The 18,529-nt window shown below is 66.8% G+C and carries 14 protein-coding genes; 9 read left to right on the top strand and 5 right to left on the bottom strand.

Annotated features, from left to right (window positions below; all coding sequences use genetic code 11):
- The first annotated feature begins 95 nt into the window (after positions 1-95).
- The 4 genes from AC5RTE_RS07205 (at position 96) to AC5RTE_RS07190 (ending at position 3,539) form a co-directional block, all read left to right on the top strand.
- Positions 96-1,169, top strand: a complete 1,074-nt coding sequence (locus AC5RTE_RS07205; protein WP_494040701.1) for an NAD(P)H-dependent flavin oxidoreductase — start codon at positions 96-98, stop codon at positions 1,167-1,169.
- Between the two features lie 145 nt (positions 1,170-1,314).
- Positions 1,315-1,941 carry a hypothetical protein gene (locus AC5RTE_RS07200; RefSeq protein WP_494040700.1) on the top strand — a complete coding sequence of 209 codons (627 nt, stop codon included), beginning with the start codon at positions 1,315-1,317 and terminating at the stop codon, positions 1,939-1,941.
- A 96-nt stretch (positions 1,942-2,037) separates the two neighbouring features.
- Entirely contained in the window at positions 2,038-2,790 is a 753-nt protein-coding gene (locus AC5RTE_RS07195) for a YcnI family copper-binding membrane protein (RefSeq protein WP_494040699.1), read from the top strand.
- 104 nt (positions 2,791-2,894) lie between these two features.
- Positions 2,895-3,539: a DUF4232 domain-containing protein gene (locus tag AC5RTE_RS07190; protein ID WP_494040698.1), complete on the top strand. Its 645-nt coding sequence runs from the start codon at positions 2,895-2,897 to the stop codon at positions 3,537-3,539.
- 139 nt (positions 3,540-3,678) lie between these two features.
- On the opposite strand, the gene AC5RTE_RS07185 is transcribed toward AC5RTE_RS07190, so the two are convergent.
- Positions 3,679-4,149 (bottom strand): DUF4383 domain-containing protein, encoded by a 471-nt coding sequence (locus AC5RTE_RS07185; RefSeq protein ID WP_494040697.1) that lies wholly within the window; start codon positions 4,147-4,149, stop codon positions 3,679-3,681.
- Between the two features lie 181 nt (positions 4,150-4,330).
- Here AC5RTE_RS07185 and AC5RTE_RS07180 point away from each other — a divergent pair, with 181 nt between their 5' ends.
- Genes AC5RTE_RS07180 through AC5RTE_RS07170 form a run of 3 tightly spaced genes read left to right on the top strand, consistent with a single transcriptional unit; the run spans position 4,331 to position 11,863 of the window.
- A complete protein-coding gene (locus tag AC5RTE_RS07180; RefSeq protein ID WP_494040696.1) occupies positions 4,331-5,857 on the top strand; it encodes an FAD-dependent oxidoreductase in 1,527 nt (508 codons plus the stop codon).
- A 56-nt stretch (positions 5,858-5,913) separates the two neighbouring features.
- On the top strand, positions 5,914-11,040 hold the full coding sequence (locus AC5RTE_RS07175; RefSeq protein WP_494040695.1) for an Lhr family helicase: 5,127 nt from the start codon (positions 5,914-5,916) through the stop codon (positions 11,038-11,040).
- Positions 11,033-11,863 carry an Fpg/Nei family DNA glycosylase gene (locus AC5RTE_RS07170; protein ID WP_494040694.1) on the top strand — a complete coding sequence of 277 codons (831 nt, stop codon included), beginning with the start codon at positions 11,033-11,035 and terminating at the stop codon, positions 11,861-11,863. Before AC5RTE_RS07175 ends, AC5RTE_RS07170 begins: the two co-directional genes overlap by 8 nt.
- 65 nt (positions 11,864-11,928) lie before the next feature.
- Here AC5RTE_RS07170 and yczE read toward each other — a convergent pair whose 3' ends face one another.
- Positions 11,929-12,588, bottom strand: coding sequence for a membrane protein YczE (gene yczE, locus AC5RTE_RS07165; protein WP_494040693.1), 660 nt, complete (start codon positions 12,586-12,588; stop codon positions 11,929-11,931).
- Positions 12,589-12,936: 348 nt separating this feature from the next.
- On the opposite strand from yczE, the gene AC5RTE_RS07160 reads away from it, so the two are divergent.
- On the top strand, positions 12,937-13,890 hold the full coding sequence (locus AC5RTE_RS07160) for an RluA family pseudouridine synthase (protein WP_494040793.1): 954 nt from the start codon (positions 12,937-12,939) through the stop codon (positions 13,888-13,890).
- A gap of 87 nt (positions 13,891-13,977) precedes the next feature.
- Positions 13,978-14,598, top strand: a complete 621-nt coding sequence (locus AC5RTE_RS07155; protein ID WP_494040692.1) for a DedA family protein — start codon at positions 13,978-13,980, stop codon at positions 14,596-14,598.
- Here AC5RTE_RS07155 and AC5RTE_RS07150 read toward each other — a convergent pair.
- The 3 genes from AC5RTE_RS07150 to AC5RTE_RS07140 all read right to left on the bottom strand — a co-directional run bounded on the left by AC5RTE_RS07150 (position 14,595) and on the right by AC5RTE_RS07140 (position 18,488).
- Positions 14,595-14,909: a hypothetical protein gene (locus tag AC5RTE_RS07150; protein WP_494040691.1), complete on the bottom strand. Its 315-nt coding sequence runs from the start codon at positions 14,907-14,909 to the stop codon at positions 14,595-14,597. The genes AC5RTE_RS07155 and AC5RTE_RS07150 overlap by 4 nt on opposite strands.
- A 109-nt stretch (positions 14,910-15,018) precedes the next feature.
- The gene (gene ppc, locus AC5RTE_RS07145) at positions 15,019-17,829 is read right to left on the bottom strand and encodes a phosphoenolpyruvate carboxylase (protein ID WP_494040690.1); all 2,811 of its coding nucleotides are present in this window, start codon (positions 17,827-17,829) and stop codon (positions 15,019-15,021) included.
- Between the two features lie 98 nt (positions 17,830-17,927).
- Positions 17,928-18,488: a hypothetical protein gene (locus AC5RTE_RS07140; protein ID WP_494040689.1), complete on the bottom strand. Its 561-nt coding sequence runs from the start codon at positions 18,486-18,488 to the stop codon at positions 17,928-17,930.
- Positions 18,489-18,529 lie beyond the last annotated feature (41 nt).

Raw genomic sequence — 18,529 nt, 5'->3', positions numbered from 1 at the left:
ACATGTACGCCAGCAGTCTAGCGTCGCCCCTCGTGGGACGGCACATAGTGCAAGACTGGGTTCGAGCCCAGCCACACAACCCATCGGGAGCTGCCATGACCGCCCACCCCCGCCCTTCCGCCTCCGCCGGCAGCATTACGGAGCTCTTAGGGATCGGCGTTCCCGTGGTCCTTGGCCCGTTCGGCGGCGTCTCCTCCGTACAGCTCACAGCGGCAGTGAGCGACGGCGGCGGGCTGGGTTCCTACGGCCTGTACGGGTACGACGCCGGTGCCATCCACAGGACGGCAGCCGAACTTCGTGCCGCTACCGGCAAGCCATTCGCATTGAACCTGTGGGTGCCCAACGGCAGCGAAACAGCTGCCCTGCCGCAGGAAGATTTCGACCGCCATGTCAGTGTGCTGAAGCCGTACTTCGAGGAACTGGGCGTTCCCCTTCCGGACATGCCCGCCCGGTACATGCCCGATTACGGCGAACAGGTGGAAGCGGTGATGGAGGCGCGCCCCGCCGTCGTGAGCTTTGTCTTTGGTGTACCCGCACCGGACGTTGTTGATGAAGCGCACCGCCGCGGTATCACAGTGGTCGGAACCGCCACCACTGCAGCGGAAGCTGTGGCGCTGGAGGCAGGGGGCGTTGACGCCGTCGTAGCCAGCGGAATGGAGTCCGGGGGCCACCGGGTGTCCTTCCTGCGGCCAGCGGAAGAGTCACTTGTGGGCACGGTCGCCCTGGTCCCGCAGGTGGCCGACGCCGTCTCAATTCCCGTGATCGCGGCGGGCGGAATCGCGGACCGCCGCGGCTTCGCGGCGGCCATGGCTTTGGGCGCTGTGGCGGTGCAGGTGGGAACGGCTTTCCTGGCCACGCGTGAGTCCGCTGCCGTTCCCGCTTACCGGGAAGTGCTGCGCAGCCCCGCAGCAGCACACACGGTGCTGACCCGTGCCCTGAGCGGCCGGTTGGCGCGCGGCATCCCCAACCGCATTATTGCCGAGCTCGAGGAAGCCGGCCGCATCGCCCCGTTCCCGGTGCAAAATTGGCTGACCGGCCGGTTCAGGCCGGAGGCAGCTAAAAAGGAAAACACCGAGCTCATGTCCCTGTGGGCCGGGCAGTCAGCGCCGTTGCTGCGCTGCGGCACCGCAGCGGAGGTCCTTGCCGAGCTGCAGGCCGGTACCCGGTGATGCGAGACCACCCGGCCCCCGCATGACCCGGCCCGGCCCCCGCTGCCGGCACGGATCTACAGTGAATCATCGATAGAATCTGAACGACTGTCAGCCGACCCGTACCCGCCCCCGTGGCGGCCGGGTAACCGGGAAGGGAGAAGCCGTGCGCACCAACCGTCCGCGGCCCCCTTTCCATCTCCTCCGCTCGTCCGCCGTGGCCACCGTCATCCTGGCGCTCGCCGCCGGGGCACACCTCGCCGGCGGCGGGGAGCTTCCGGCCCCGGCCATCCTGCTGGCAGTCCTGGCACTGCCTGCCCTGGCCAGCACCTCGGCCACGCGACACCGGCTTGGGTTTCCCTCGATGGCTGCCCTGCTCGGCGGCGGGCAACTTGTCCTGCATGAGCTGTTCGCAGCTTTCGGCCCGCCCGTCGCGGAGGCAGGACCTATTACTGCCGCCTCCCACGAGGGCCACTTTCCTGGTGCCGGCATCCTGGCTCCCGCCGCTGCCCATCTCCATGAAGGGGACGCAGCGAACGGCCCCCTGATGCTGGCCGCGCACGCCCTGGCCACGGTGGTCTGCGCAGTCCTGCTCGCCAGGGGCGAGGCGGCGCTGTGGGCACTTTCCGCCTGGCTGCGGCCGCTGGTGGCGCTTCCCCGTGCGGTGGCGCCCGACGCCGTCCCGCCCGCTACAGCGTCCTTCCCGGCTTTCCCGGTGCCGCTGAGTCCCTGGCGGAACCTTCGGCAAGACAGCCGGCGAGGCCCGCCTGCCGCCGTCGTACTGTCCCGCTAGAACCCGCCCCGCACCTTCTTCCGCGGCGGCGTCCCCAACTGTTTGTGCTCCCGGCCGCATCCGGCTCCGAGGGGAGCACGCCTGAAAGGCAACCCCATGAACGTTTCAGCTCTTCGCCGCACCCTCAAAACTGCCGCCGTCACCGGCACCACCGCAGCCCTCCTGCTCACCGCCGCAGGCGGAGCAACGGCCCACGTCGGCGTGACGCCGGACAAGACCGACGCCAACTCCTACGCCCTGCTCACCTTCGGCATTCCGCACGGCTGCGACACCTCAGGCACCACGAAGGTTGCCATTACGCTGCCCCAGGAACTGAACGATGCACAACCCACCGTCAACCCCAACTGGACGGTGGAGAAGGTCACCGAGCAGCTCGCTGAGCCAAGGAAGCTCCCCGACGGCACCTCCATCACCAAGCGCACCAGCCAGATTATCTACACCGCAAAAACGCCGCTGGCACACGAACTGCGGGATGCGCTGGTGCTTTCGGTGAAACTTCCCGATGCAGCTGGGACCACGCTGTACTTCCCCACCCTCCAGAGCTGCGAGACCGGTCAAACGGACTGGTCGGAGATTGCCAAGGACGGGCAGGACCCGCACTCGCTGGAGGCACCCGCGCCCTCCGTCACCGTCACTGAGGCTGCCGCCGCGAAAGGACATGACGGGGCCGCCGCAGCATCCCACACCGCTGAAAGCCCCGCCACCGAGCAGGCGTCAGTAACGGACACCGGGGCCGGCGCCCGCAGCTGGGCAGGGCTGGCAGCGGGTCTCGCCGGCTTGGCGCTCGGCGGCGCGGCCTTCCTTCGCAGCGGCACGCGCCGTAACACAGCAGGGGCATCCGTCAAGTAGGACAAGGTGCTTTGATGCCCGGATCATCACGATCCGGGCATCAAAACGCCGGCTCGCCTCGTGGCATCATTGACGCGGCCGGGAGCCGCCGCAAAGGTGGTGCCATGAGGTCACAGCGAATTTCACATGGGTTGGTCATGACGACGGCGGCCGCGGCGGCCGCACTGATGCTCGGCGGGTGCGGCCCCAGCCAGCCCCAGGCACAGCCGACGGCGCCCCCGGGCACCAACTCTGCCAGCCCCAGTTCGGCGGCGGCCTCACCGACGGCGCAAGGGACGCCGTCGGAAACGCCCTCCGCAACGGCGTCAGCGATGGCCAATTCCGGGCCACCGGCCCTGTGTAAGGCAGCGAACCTTTCGGCCGCCACGGATGCATCAGGGGGCGGAGCAGCGGGCAGTGTTTACATGAAGCTCAACCTCACCAACACCGGCTCTGCAGCCTGCGTCCTTCGGGGTTATGCCGGAGTGTCCCTGACCGCTGAAGCCGACGGTGCACCCATCGGCGCCCCGGCCACCCGCGATGAAACCACTGCACCGGCCGACGTCCTGCTCGCCCCCGGCCAAACGGGCTCGGCAGTCCTGCGCTATACCCAGGCCGGGAACTACCCCGACTGCGCCATGGCGGATGCCGCCGGCTACCGGATCTACCCGCCGGAAGACACAGCATCCCTGTTCCTGCCCCAGCCGACGAAGGCCTGCAGCAACGCTGAAATCACCCTGCTCACCATCGGGGCTTTCCAGCCAGCCTAGGAATTTCCAGCTGCCCCTCCTCTTTCCTCCGGTTACCGGTGGAAGCAACTAGGGAACGCGTGCACACACAAATGCAGGCAGTCCGGCAAGGTGCCGGGCTGCCTGCATTTGGTTTCGCCCCGTGGGGCGTTGGGTTGGGTTAGTGGGCGGTGGTGGCGCGTCCGGTGCGGGCGGTTCCGCGGGACAGAGCCACGCCGAGCCCGATCATGCCCAGCCCCAGGACAAAGTGCAGCCAGTTGTCCGCGGTGTTGACCGGGACGAAGTTGGCCGGCGTGTCGTGACCGATCAGCAGGCCGTAGAGCCAGAGGACCAGGTAGATGGCGCCGCCCACCAGCAGGTAGTTCCTGGACTGGGCAGCGCTGCGGGCCATAGCGATGCCGGCTGCGCCAAACAGCAGGTGGACGATGTTGTGCAGGATAGAGACCTGGAAAATGCCCAGCAGCAGGGCCTGGGACTCATGCCCAGCGAAGCCCATGGTCTCGTAGTTGGAGGTGATGCCCGGAATGAAGCCCAGGACGCCCACCAGGAGGAACACTGCGCCCACGGCAAGGGCAGCTTTTTGGATGTTTGTACGGGCGCCAGTGCGACCGTCAGAACTCATGCTTGTCATGGTTACTCCTGCTTTGTCGTTCTCGTTCACATCATGGCTGCCGGGTTGCGCCTGAACCATAGACTTAAACACCGACATCATAAGTATACTTAGCAACTACGCCCCGCATAGATCAGGATCTATAACAGACACATCACAAACGGCCCGTCAGGGCCTGGACCAAAAGGCAGGCTGAACTGGGATGACGTCAATTTGGTTGGACCGCGCAGAGACCTTTACGTCTGATCCGTTTGAGCCCGGAAGCAGCTATGACACCGTGGTGGCCGGGGCAGGACTGACCGGTCTGGTAACCGCGCTCCTGCTGGCCCGTTCGGGGCAAAATGTCCTGGTGCTGGAGGCGCGGTACCCCGGGGCCGTGACTACTGGTAACACCACCGCCAAAGTAACCCTGCTGCAGGGAACTTTCCTGTCGCAGCTGGCCCGCCAGTACTCGCAGAAGCAGGTGCAGGCGTACGTGGATGGCAACCGCGAAGGACAGGCATGGCTGCTGCGGTACCTTGAAGAACACAAGGTTCCCTTCCAGACCCGGGACGCCTATACCTATGCGGCGTCTGCGCAGGGAACGGAAAAGCTCCGCGAAGAGGTCAGCGCCGGCACCACCGCGGGGCTGGACATGGAATACGTGCGCGACGCCGGGCTGCCGTTTCCCGTCCACGGCGCCGTACGCCTCGCGGACCAGGCGCAAATCAACCCAGTGGAGGTGCTGAACACGCTGTTGGCGGACATCCGCGGCCGCCGCGGCTCAATCGTGGGCGGCGTACGGCTGCAGGACGTTACCGGCGCCGGCCCGGCCACCGTGCACACAGACCGCGGCACCGTCACCGCCAACGAGGTAGTGCTGGCAACCGGCATCCCGGTGCTGGACCGGGGACTGTACTTCGCCAAGCTCAAGCCCAGCCGTTCCTACGCTGCCGCACTGCAGCTGAAGGAGGACCAGTCTCCTCCCCCGGGTATGTACATCTCCGTTGAGCAGCCGACGCATTCGCTGCGCGACTACGAGGTGGACGGCCGCCGGCTGCTCCTGGTGGGCGGGCACGGGCACCACGTGGGCCGCGCACGGTCGGAAAAACACCACCTGGGCAGCCTCCTGGACTGGGCAGCGCAACACTACCCCGGTGCGGCCGCCACCCACACCTGGTCCGCCCAGGACTACATGCCCACCAACCTCATGCCCTTCTTTGGCAAGTTCCCAAGGGGCAAGGGCCACATCTACTTCGGCACGGGCTACAGCAAATGGGGCATGACAAACGCCGTGGCCGCCGCCGTCGGAATTTCGGCCGACATTCTCGGCGGAAATGTACCCTGGGCGGACACCATCCACCACCGGGTCACCTCGCCCTCGGGCGCTTTGTCCGCCGTCGCGCTTAACGCAGGAGTAGCAGCCAAGCTTGCTGCCGGCTGGGGGCAGGTAGCGGCCGAGGGCCTGCGGAAGGACAGGAAAGAGCCGGCACCCGCACCCGCTCCGGTGGTTCCGTCTGAGGGAGAGGGCAAGGTTTACCGGGAAGGATCAAAACCGGTCGCCGTCTCCACCGTCGAGGGAACCACTTGCAAGCTGTCAGCCGTCTGCACACATTTGGGCGGCATCCTGCACTGGAACGACAGTGAGCTGACTTGGGACTGCCCGCTGCACGGTTCCCGCTTCGACAGCAACGGGAAACGCCTCGAAGGTCCGGCCACAAGGGACCTTCCGGTCGCGGGAAAGGCTTGAGCCCAGGCAAGGGGAACACCGGCACCACTGTCGGTGGCCTGGGGCATGATGGAGGCATGACGCAGGAACAGCCCGCCGGCACTTTGAGGGACTCCGGCGCCGGAGCGCCCATGGCCCGGTTCAGCCAGCCCACACGCGACTGGTTCCTGGGCGCCTTCTCGGAGCCGACGCCGGCCCAGAACGGAGCCTGGCACGCCATCTCCTCCGGGTCGCACGCGCTGGTGGTCGCCCCCACGGGCTCGGGAAAGACCCTCGCCGCGTTCCTGTGGGCGCTGGACCGCCTGCTTGTTTCCGCTGCTGAAGTGCCGCAGGCCGCAGCCACGGACCCTGCGCCTTCGGAGGCTGCAGCGGGGAAGGGCCCGGCGAAAGGCAAGCGCCCCCGCGCACCCAAACGCAAGACCCGCGTCCTGTACATCTCGCCCCTAAAAGCCCTCGGCGTGGACGTGGAACGAAACCTCCGGTCCCCGCTCATCGGCATCACCCAGACCGCCAAGCGGCTCGGGCTGCCAGCGCCGTCAACCACCGTCGGGGTCCGGTCCGGGGACACCACAACAGCGGACCGCCGCGCGCTGTTGAGCAACCCGCCGGACATCCTCATCACCACACCGGAATCGCTTTTCCTGATGCTCACATCCAGGGCCCGCGAAACCCTCACTGAAGTGGACACCATCATCATCGATGAGGTCCACGCCGTCGCCGGGACCAAGCGCGGAGCCCACCTCGCCGTCTCACTCGAGCGGCTCGATGCCCTCCTGCCCAAGCCCGCCCAGCGGATCGGGCTCTCCGCCACCGTGGAGCCGAAGGAACTGGTGGCTCAGTTCCTCGCAGGCACGGCGCCGGTTGAAATTGTTGCCCCGCCGGCGAAGAAGAACTGGGACCTCACCGTCTCCGTGCCGGTGGAGGACATGTCTGATCTCCAGGGCGCTGCGGGAGCATTCGATTCCGGTCCGGCCTCCGGCCTGCAGCCCTCCGCATCCATCTGGCCGCACGTGGAGGAAAAAATTGTCGACCTGGTGCTGGCCAACCAGTCCACCATCGTTTTCGCCAACTCCCGCCGCCTGTCCGAACGCCTCACGGCGCGCCTGAACGAGATCTACGTGGAGCGGCAACTGCTGGCGGAGGGCGGGGGCTGGGACGATCCCGTTCCGGCAGCCCACGGGACGCTTCCCGCCGCGGCCGCCGGGGCGCGGGTGTCCACAGCCACCCCCGCCCACATGATGGCCCAGGCAGGAACTTCCGCCGGTGCGGACCCGGTGCTGGCCCGCGCCCACCACGGCTCCGTCTCCAAAGACCAGCGGGCGTTGATTGAGGACGACCTCAAGTCCGGCCGGCTGCGGTGCGTCGTGGCCACGTCGTCGCTGGAACTTGGCATCGATATGGGAGCCGTCGACCTGGTGGTGCAGGTTGAGTCGCCGCCATCGGTGGCCAGCGGCCTGCAACGGGTAGGCCGTGCCGGACACCAGGTAGGAGAAGTTTCCCAGGGAGTCCTCTTCCCGAAGCACCGGGCAGACCTGGTGCACACGGCCATCACGGTGGAACGGATGTTGGGCGGGAAAATCGAACGCCTTAGCATCCCTGCCAACCCACTGGACATTCTGGCGCAGCAGACCGTGGCTGCGACGGCGCTGGGCAGCATCGATGTTGAGGAGTGGTTCGCCACTGTCCGCCGCTCGGCCCCGTTTGCCTCCCTCCCCCGATCGGCGTTCGAGGCGACGCTGGATCTGCTGGCCGGCCGCTACCCTTCCGACGAATTCGCGGAGCTGCGACCCCGGATCGTGTGGGACCGCAATGCGGGCACCATCGAAGGCAGGCCCGGGGCCCAGCGCCTCGCAGTCACCTCGGGCGGCACCATCCCGGACCGCGGGCTCTTCGGTGTGTACATCATCGGCACCGAGGCCGAGGGATCGGCTTCGCCCTCCGGCGACGGCAAGGCCGCGCCTGCCCCTAAGGGCGGCCGCCGGGTGGGTGAGCTGGACGAGGAGATGGTGTACGAGTCACGCGTGGGGGACGTCTTTGCCCTGGGCGCCACCAGCTGGAAAATCGAGGACATCACCCACGACCGCGTGTTGGTCTCCCCCGCTTTTGGCCAGCCCGGCAAGCTTCCGTTCTGGAAGGGTGATTCCCTCGGCCGCCCCGTGGATCTGGGCCGCGCCCTTGGCGCTTTCGTGCGTGAACTGTCAGCCTCCGACGCCGGGCCGGCCACGGAGCGCTGCAAGGCCAGCGGCCTGGACGCCTTCGCCGCCAACAACCTGCTCCAGTACCTCAGTGAACAGAAACAGTCCACCGAGGTGGTGCCCAGTGACACCACGCTGGTGGTGGAGCGGTTCCACGACGAACTGGGCGACTGGCGGGTAATCCTCCACAGCCCGTTCGGCATGCCGGTGCACGCACCCTGGGCGCTGGCAGTGGGCCAGCGGCTCCACCAGCGGTACGGCATGGACGGCTCCGCCATGGCCGCCGACGACGGCATCGTATTGCGCGTGCCCATGATGGAGGACGAGCCGCCCGGGGCAGAACTGTTCCTGTTCGATCCCGAGGAACTGGAACAAATCGTCACAGCTGAAGTGGGCGGCAGTGCGCTCTTCGCCTCGCGCTTCCGGGAATGCGCCGCGCGTGCCCTGCTGCTTCCGCGGCAGACACCCGGAAAGCGGCAGCCGCTGTGGCAGCAACGGCAGCGGTCCGCCCAGTTGCTGGACGTTGCACGGAAATACCCAACATTCCCCATCGTGCTGGAAACGGTTCGGGAATGCCTGCAGGACGTTTACGACCTCCCGGCGCTGAAGGACATCGCCGCATCCGTGGAGCGCCGTGAGCTGCGGATTGTGGAAACCACCACGTCCCAGCCGTCGCCGTTCGCTAAGTCGCTCCTGTTTGGCTACGTGGCCCAGTTCCTTTACGAGGGCGATTCCCCCCTGGCGGAACGACGTGCCGCTGCCCTGGCCCTCGATTCCACCCTCCTCAACGAACTGCTGGGACGCGTCGAGCTGCGTGAACTCCTCGACGCCCGGGTCATCGACGCCACTGAACGGGAGCTGCAGCGCTTGGCGCCGGACCGGCGGGCGCGCGGAATGGAGGGCGTCGCGGACCTGCTGCGGCTCCTCGGTCCGCTGGCGCCGGACGAAGCAGCCGCGCGGCTGGAAGCGGCTGCCCAACCTGCCGAAACCCAGGCCTCCGAAGCCCGCGAGGCTGAGCCGGTGCACATGGAGCCAGCCGAAACTGAGCCCGTTGAAGCTGAACCTGCTGAAGCCGAAGCGCCTGCCCAGGAGATGGCCCATGCCGGCACCGGGGAGGCCACGGCGCACCTGCTGGCGCTGCAACGCGCCAACCGCGCCATCAAGGTCAACATCGGCGGTGTGGAACGATTTGCAGCGGTGGAGGACGCCGCGCGGCTCCGGGACGCCATCGGCGTACCCCTTCCCATGGGAGTCCCGCTCGCGTTTATCGAGCCAGTGGCGGATCCCCTGGGCGATCTCGTATCCCGCTATGCCCGCACCCACGGGCCCTTCACTGCCGCGGAAGCAGCAACCCGGCTTGGCCTGGGCGTGGCAGTGGTAAGCACAGCACTGAAGCGCCTGGCCGCGGACGGACGGGTTGTCGAAGGCGAGTTCCGGCCCCACACCTCAGACGCCCCGGCGCCTACTGAGCCAGCTGCTGATGCGCCGGCCGCTGATGCCCCGCCAATTGGTGCCGTGCTGATTGATGCCGCGCCCATTGATGCCCCGCCCCCTGGCCCGGCCCCGGTCAGTGAGTGGTGCGATGCGGAGGTACTTCGCAAACTGCGGCGCCGGTCGCTGGCAGCGCTGCGGGCAGAAGTGGAACCTGTGGATGCATCAGCCTACGGCCGCTTCCTTCCCGCCTGGCAGCACGTTCGCACCCCCGGCAGCGGCCGCGGCCAGCCGTCGCTGCGCGGGCTGGACGGCATCGTCACAGCCATCGACCAACTCTCCGGTGTCCCGGTCCCTGCCTCCGCCTGGGAGCCCCTGATCCTGGCAAGCCGAGTCTCCAACTACCAACCGGCCATGCTCGATGAACTCATGGCCACCGGCGAGGTTCTTTGGTCCGGAGCGGGAGCGCTTCCCGGCAACGACGGCTGGATCAGCCTGCACCTTGCCGATTCCGCCGAGCTGACGCTGAACCCGGCCATCGACTACGAACCGGGGGACGCCCAGCTGCGGCTCCTGGAACACCTTCGGAACAACGGCGGCGGATACTTTTTCCGGCAGCTGACCGAGGTGGCCGGTGGCATGGACTCCGTCCTCAGTGACCAGGAAGTGGTGACCACCCTGTGGGACCTGGTGTGGGCCGGTTGCATCACGGGGGACACCTTCGCCCCCGTCCGGGCGCTGATCGCGGGCGGCCACACCGCCCACCGCCAGGTTGCCCGGGCGCCCAGGGCAAGGGCACCGCGGCTGAGCCGCCTCGGCCGTTCCCATGGAACCGGGCTGTTGGGCTCGGCCGGAGCGGGCGGCGGACGATACGGCGCATCAGCCGGTGCGGCCACCCCTCCCATGGCAGCAGGGCGCTGGTCCGCCCTTCCGCAGCCCGAACTGGACCCCACCATCCACGCCCGGGCCACTGCCGAACTCCTGCTGGACCGGTACGGCGTGGTCACCCGCGGTTCGGTGATGGCAGAACAGATCCTTGGCGGTTTCGGCCTGATGTACAAAGTCCTGGCACGGCTGGAGGAAGCCGGCCGATGCCGCCGCGGCTACTTCATTGAGCACCTTGGAGCAGCCCAATTCGCCGTTCCCGCCACCGTTGACCGGCTGCGTTCATATTCGGAGGACACCCAACTCGCAAAGCCCGAACCGGTGGCCCTTGCCCTGGCCGCCACCGATCCCGCCAACCCCTACGGCGCTGCCCTCCCGTGGCCGGCACTCCATGACGAAGCCGGAACAGGGCACCGCCCCGGACGGAAGGCGGGCGCACTGGTGGTGCTGGTGGACGGGGCGCTGGTGCTGTACGTGGAGCGGGGCGGAAAGACACTGCTGGCCTTCAGCGACGACGACGAAATCCTCGCCGCAGCGGGCACAGCGTTGGTGGGCGTGGTGACCCGCGGCGCCGTCGACAAGCTGATCATGGAGAAGGTGAACGGGCACGGGATCCTGGACACCTCTGTTGCCGCCGCCCTGAGCTCGGCCGGCGCCTACTCCACCCCGAAGGGACTGAGGATCCGTGCCTGAAGGGGACTCGGTCTGGCGGGCAGCCCACCAATTGCACCAGGCCTTGGCCGGGCAGAAACTTTTGGCCTCCGATTTCCGTGTGCCCCGCTTCGCCACACTGAACCTGGCTGGCTGGACAATGGCCGAAGTCCTGGCCCGGGGCAAACACCTGCTCATGCGGGTGGAGGGCCCCGAGGACAAAAAACTCACAATCCATTCGCACCTGAAAATGGAGGGAACCTGGCAGGTTTACCCGCCGGGCGGCAGGTGGCGGAAGCCGGGATACACGGCCCGGTGCGTGCTGCGCACACCGGTGGCGGACGCGGTCGGTTTCTCACTGGGCGTGGTTGAGGTGGTTGCCACAGCAAATGAGGACTCGATTGTCGGGTTCCTCGGCCCTGACCTCCTGGGCCCGGACTGGGACCTGGACGAAGCCGAGCGCCGGGTCCGTGCTGCCCCTGACGTCCCCATCGGGGTCGCCCTCCTGGACCAGCGCAACCTCGCTGGCATCGGCAACATCTACCGCTGTGAAACGTGCTTCCTCTCCGGCGTGCATCCTGCGTCCCCGGTATCCGCAGTCCAGGATGTGCGGACCATGATGACCGACGCCAAACAGCTGCTGGAAGTAAACCTTGGCCCCGGGCGCCGCGTGACTATTCTCAACGCAAAAGGCATGCCGGTAGGAAGAATGGCCGGGCGGCCCGGGTACTGGGTGTACCGCCGGGAACACCAGCCGTGCCTGAAATGCGGAACACCCATTCGGCGCGGCCTGTTGGGGAAGTTGAACGGCGAGGAAGAAAGGGACATTTACTTCTGTCCCCAGTGCCAGCCGCTCCTGCCGTAGGATTCCCGGGCGGGCATTCCGGCCGCTGCTTTAGGAGCACCGGCCCCTGCTGCGGGAGCCCTGCGTCAGCCCTTGCCGGCGGGCGGTTCCGGCGCAGCGGCGGCTGTGTCGTCGCTGCGTTTATGGGAACCGGCCTCTGCAGAGAGCGCTGCCGGCACCATGAACACCGGGAGCAGCAACTGGACAAGCGGCCCGATAGCAAGGGCGTAGACAACCGTCCCCGCTCCCACCGAGCCGCCAAGGATCCAGCCGACCACCAGGACCACCACTTCAATGAGGGTGCGGGACAACCTGACGGACCAGCCCGTTCGCCGCGCCAGTCCTGTCATCAGCCCGTCGCGGGCGCCGGGGCCGAAGCGGGCACCGATATAGCAGGCTGAGGCGATCCCGTTCAGCAGCACCGCGCCGGCCAGCATGCCGATCCTGCCGCCCAGGTGGGAGACAGCAGGAAGCAGAGCCAGACCGATGTCGGCGAATACACCCACCAGCACGGCGTTGCAGAGCGTTCCGAAACCGGGGCGCTGCCGCAGGGGAAGCCACAGAAGCAGTACCAGGAAGCTCACGATGATGATTACCACGCCAATGCTGAGCCCGGTCCTGCCGGCTACGCCTTGGTGGAAAACATCCCATGGGTCCAAACCCAGTCCAGCCCTGACAAACAGGGCGAGGGAAATGCCGTACATGGCAAGGCCAAGGAAAAGCTGGAGGAGTCTGCGGGTAAGCACGGATACAACTCTCGCAGAAAATCCCGGCTTGCTGACCTCTCGTCATAACCCTGCGGGTTCGGGAGCCGGATGCTCCTTCGGCCGCCTGAGGACGCCGTGCCAGTTGCTACTGCGTGACGGCCGTTGACGCCTTCGCGGACCTTGCCAACCGCTGTCTGGCGTATTGATACCAGCTCGGACGCCGTCGTCAGGGGTGGGCAGCCTGACCCAGCCCTCACGGATGAGGTCCATCTGCCAATCGTCCCTATTGCGCGTAAACCTTTTCCAGGAAGTTGCCCCACGCCTTGGCAGTGGTTCCGGAGTCCCCGGCGCCGCCGAAGTCGTGGACGGTAATAGAATTGTGCGGTGATGCAATCCCCCCTCCCCGTGCGCGACGGCGTCAACGCAACCCGCCTCCGCCTTCCGGAAGAGGGACCGTGGGACACGGCCATGGACTACATGATGCACCGGTGGGGCCACATTGATCCTCAGGGCATCGAGGACAGGTTCGACGCCGGCGAGATCGTTGGCGAGGGCGGGGTCCCGCTGCACCGCGGCACTCCACTGCAGGACCACACGTTCATCTGGTATTACCGGACGCTGCCGCCCGAAACCCGTATTCCCGTGGAACTGGACATCCTGCACCAGGACGAGCACCTGCTGGTGGTGGACAAACCGCACTTCCTGCCCACCACGCCGGGCGGGACATATATCCAGGAATCCGCCCTGGTGCGCCTGCGGAACCAACTCGACCTGCCGGACCTGATCCCGATGCACCGGCTGGACCGCATGACCGCCGGCGTCCTGCTGCTCTCCACCAATCCGGAAACCCGGGGCAGGTACCAGGTCCTGTTTGAGAGGCGCCAGGTCCGGAAAGACTACGAGTGTGTCTCCGCCGCGGAACCCGCCCAGGGGTATCCCGCCGTCGAATTTCCCGTGGTGGTGCGCAACCGCATGACGAAGTCCCGCAGCTACCTGCTGGCCGAAGTGGTCGATGGCGAGCCCAACGCAGAAACCCGGATCGAGCGGCTGGAGGTGTTCGACGGCGGCGCTCCCGGCACTCCCCCGCGCCGGGCGCTGTACCGGCTCGAACCCCACACGGGAAAAACCCACCAGTTGCGGGTGCACATGGCCTCACTGGGGCTGGGAATCGTTCATGACGCGTTTTACCCTGAACTGCTGGACAAGGCTCCGGACGACTACGCCCGGCCGCTGCAGCTCCTGGCCCGTGGCATCCGTTTCGTTGACCCGATTTCCGGACGGCCGGTGGAGTACAGGAGCCGGCTGCAGCTCAGCGAGGCCGCCGGTTCCCGTTGCCTCTGACTCGTGCTGGCTGCCATGGCGCGGCCGGCCGTCACGGCGTTCCAAGCCGACGGTTCCTGCAGTCCCTATCTGCGGTACCTTGTGGCAATGGACAACAGCTACGCTGACAGCTGGGGGACGGCCATCTATTTCTGGATCATCCCCATCGTGCTGGGCGATGCCATCTTTCCGCCCGTCCCGTCCGAAATGGTGGTGATCACCGGCGGGGCACTTTCCGCTGACGGCAGGGCCAACGTGCTGCTGGTGCTGGCCTTATCCGCCCTGGCCTCATGGCTCGGCGACGTTGTGGTGTTCCAGTTGTTTAGAAGGCGCCTGAGCCACATCCTTGACCGCTGGAAGTGGGGCCGCCGCGTGCACTCCGGAATCCACGACGCCATCGCAAAGGCCGGCCGTTCGTCCACATACGGAGCCATTATCGGGGCCCGTTTCATCCCGGGCGGAAGGCTCGCCACGTCCGCCACTGCCGGGATCGCCAACGTCTCAGTCCGCGGCTTCAGCCTGTGTGCGGGCCTCGGCGCAGTGCTCTGGGCCTGCTGGCTGGTGGGCCTGGGGTACTTCACCGGCTCAGCAACCGGGCTGCCCTTCTGGGCCAGCTCGCTGATCGGAGTGGCGCTGGGACTCGTGATCGGCGTCGTCGTGGGCGTTATCGTGACCCGGCGCCGCGGCAGCAGGTCCCCCGTTGAGGAGCCGGAGCCTCCCCTGGCCTAGCCGTTGCCGACAGGAGACCAGCGGCCGCGGCTGCGACGCAGCACCATCAGCGAACCGGTCAGCGCAACGCGTTCGACGGCGTCGCGCATCATGGCAGCCGATTCCAGCGCCTGATGGTTCTCGCCGCTGTACTCCGCCGCCTCAACAAGGAACCGGAGGTTCAGCTGCGGAACCCCTCCGGCTATCTGCAGCTGGTTCGACTCCACATGGTGGCGTGTTTCTAGCGCCTCCACCGCTGCATCCATAACGGCTTCGGGCGGGTTTCCAGGCTTCAGGCCGGTGATTTTCAGGCGGGTTTGGAACGAAGGCATGCCCCAACCCTACCGAGACGCTCTCTCACTTCACGCAGGAAAACCCCGGACGCTCTTACCCCGGGTGAGAGAGCGTCCGGGGAAAACCGCCTTTAAGTGAGAGAGCGTCTTAGCCCGTATTGCGCAGGCCTGCCGCCACGCCGTTGACGGTGATGAGCATGGCCCGCTGCAGGCGTTCGTCAATCTCGGCCCCGCTGATGCTTCCGCTCTCTGAGCGGACGCGGCGCAGGAGTTCCACCTGCAGGTAGCTGATGGGGTCCAGATACTGGTCGCGGATCTCCAGGGAACGCTTAAGCGTGGGTTGGGCGTCCAGGAGGAGGTTCTCCCCCGTCAGGTTCTGAACCTCGGCCACCGTAAGCTCATACTCCTCGCGGATGGCCCTGAAGATGTGGTGCAGCTCGGCCGGGACCAGCGTGGACACGTAATATCCGGCGATGTCCAGGTCAGTCTTGGCCAGGGTCATCTCCACGTTGGACAGCACGGACCGGAAGAAGTGCCAGTTCTCCCACATCTCCACCAGCTGTGCCGAGTTCCCTGCCTCGCGTGCAGCCTTCAGGCCGGAGCCGACACCGAACCAGCCCGGGACGATCTGCCGGGACTGGGTCCAGCCGAACACCCAGGGGATGGCCCGCAGGCCGCCAAGTCCCGCGCCGGAGTCGGGACGCTTGGACGGGCGGGAGCCGATGTTCAGCGAGCCCAGCTGTTCCACTGGGGTGGAGGCCAGAAAGTAGGCGGGCAGGTCGGGGTCGTCGATCAGGTTCCGGTACCGTTCAAAAGCGGCATCGGAAATGGTTTCCATCACGTGCCCGTACCGTTCCCGCTGGTCGGCGGAGGTTCGCGGGTCGCGGTGCAGGGCGGATCCCTGCAGCACGGCCGCCAGGGACAGCTCAAGGTTTTCCCGGGCAAGTTCGGGCAGCGAGTACTTGTCCGAGATGACTTCGCCCTGCTCGGTGAACTTGATTTCACCTTCCAGGACGCCGTTGGGCTGGGCCAGGATGGCATCGTAGGTGGGTCCGCCGCCGCGGCCAACGGAGCCGCCGCGGCCGTGGAACAGGCGCACGCGCACGCCGTGTTTGGCGGCAACGTCCCGCAGCTTGCGCTGGGTCTTGTGGATTTCCCACTGGCTGGTCATTACGCCGGATTCCTTGTTGGAGTCCGAATAGCCCAGCATGATCTCCTGGACATCCCCGCGCAGCCGCACGAGTTCACGGTAGGAGGGGTCGGACAGCAGCCGGTCCACGATCTCGGCGGATGCCCGCAGCTCCTCCACGGTTTCCAGCAGCGGCGCGAACCCGATTTTGGCGTACGGCTTCTCACCGAAGAGGTTCACCAGGCCGGCTTCACGGGCCAGGACCGCGGCGGCAAGGACGTCGTCAGCTCCGCGGGTCATGGAGATGATGTAGGTCTCGATGACGTCCGGGCCGTACATGCGCAGGGCGCGGCGGATTTCGCGGAAGACGTCGTACGTTCCGTCCGCGGCGCCGTCGAGCTTGATCGGGTGGCCGGACAACGGGCGCCGGGAGGCGAGTTCGGAGCCCAGCACCTCAAACCGTTCCCCGCGGCTCAGTTCCGCATAGCGCAGCCCAGGCCCCCCGATCCGGTCCATGAGCTGGCCCACGGCGTCATGGTGGTGGTCGGCGTGTTCGCGGATGTCCAGGGTGGCCAGGTGCAGGCCAAAGGAAGCGATGGCGCGGCGGACCCGGGCAAGGGCGCCGTCGGCAGCGAGCGACGCCGAGTGGTTGCGGAGCGAGAGTTCCAGCAGTTCCAGGTCCGCCAGGAGTTCGTCAGTGCCGCTGTAGTCCCGGCCGTGCTCGTGGTTCGAGTTTGCAGCCACCCGCTTGCCGGTGTTGATCAGCTTGGCCTTGATGCAGGTGAGCTTCAGCCGGTAGGGCTCCTGGGCGTTGAGCTCCAGCACCCGCCGGTCCAGCCCCGGCAGCTTCTTGAGGTCGGCGTCGATGGATTCAAGCAGCGCCTTGTCCGCGCCGGCAAGCGCGGTGGAGTTGGAGAGGATGGAAATCAGCTCGTCCATCATGCCGATGCTGATCCGGACTGCGTGCTGGTTCTGGATCTGCAGGATCTCCCTGGTTACGGCGGCGGTGACGTTGGGGTTACCGTCACGGTCACCGCCAATCCAGGAACCGAAACGGATGGGGGCGTCCTGGGACGCGAGGCTGACTCCGTGTTCGCCCAGCAGTTCCGAGAGCTCGGTGAGCATTTCGGGCATGGCGTCGGTGAGGATGCCGCCCAGGTAGTAGATGGCGTTCCGTGCTTCATCCACCGGCGTGGGCCGGACCTGGCGGAGTTCATCCGTCTGCCACATCTGGTCGATGATTTCGGCGAGCTGCCGGTCCTGGCGGCGGCGGGCCGCGGTGCCCTCGCTGGTGGGCTGGGACAGCACGTCGGAGAGCTTGCGGATCTTGTCCAGCACTGAACGGCGTGACGCCTCGGTGGGGTGGGCAGTGAAGATGGGACGGACATCGAGCCCGTTGACTACTTCCTGCAGCACGCCGGGGCCGGCCTGCTCAACGATTTCCGTTACGGTCTTTGCGAGCCAGCCGTCCTTTTCCGCCCGCGTCCGCAGCCCGCGCACGCGGTGGACCTGTTCGGCGGCATTGGCGAGATGGAAGTAGAAGGCAAAGGCCCGGACAAGGTCGGTGGCCTGCTCGATGGGCAGGGAGCCGAGGAGCTCGCGGACCTGGGCCACGACGTCGTGCGCGCTCCACGGGCCGGTGGCATCGGCGCCGCCGCGGGCAGCTTCCTTGGATTCCTTCGTCAGGAGGCGGACCTGCTCCACGAGGTCCAGGAGCTCGGGACCGTGCTGGCGGACCAGGGATTCACCCAAGAGGGTGGAGACGCGGCGGACGTCTGCCCTCAATTCGGAGGCAAGGTCGGTTTCAGAATGTGCTGCAGTGTGAGCCATGGAAGCTGTCTTTCGAGGGTTTCGGGCTTGGCTCGTACACTGCGCTGGATACTGTGAGCCACGTTACTAGCTAACGATGCTACCCGCTGTGCGGCACGTCACGGGAATCCGTCTCGGAAAATGTCATTCGTTGGGTAACCGACGTGGCGTTTGACGCCCTCCAGCTCCATGCGGAGCCTTTCCAGCTCGGTCCTGTAGCGAACCAGTGCGGCCTTCCGACGCCTGGCAGCCCGGGCATTGACCGCAAGGACCACCAGCCCTGCCGGAACGGCGGCAGCCAAGGCCCATCCTGCTGCAGCAAAAAAGTCCAGCGCCACCGGCAGGGCCGCCCGGAAGTCGATGAAGTCGTTGACACCGTCGGCCATGCCGCCCAGGGCCGCTTCCAGGGGCTTCAGGAAGTCACCCACGACTGGCGCACCGGACAACGGCGGCGGACTGAGCCTGGACTGCGCGTCGCCGCCCCAGCGGCCGTCGCTCCAGTGGTTGAGGACGTAGATGCCTGCGCCGGTGCTGGCCGCCATAAACACAAGGACGGCCCCCAACAGCGCCTGGTCCGGGCGGTGCCGCCGCCACAGAAGCATGGCCGCTCCCAAAACAGCTGCACTGATCCAGGTCAGCGCCCTGAGCGATTCACTGCTTACCCCTGCCAAAATGTCCACGTACCCATTCAACAGGGCGGGCGGCGTCGCCGTGGAATGAA

The sequence above is a fragment of the Arthrobacter sp. K41 genome, from assembly GCF_059089645.1.
Note: the sequence above shows the minus strand (reverse complement) of the source record. Positions and strands in the feature narration are given on the sequence as shown.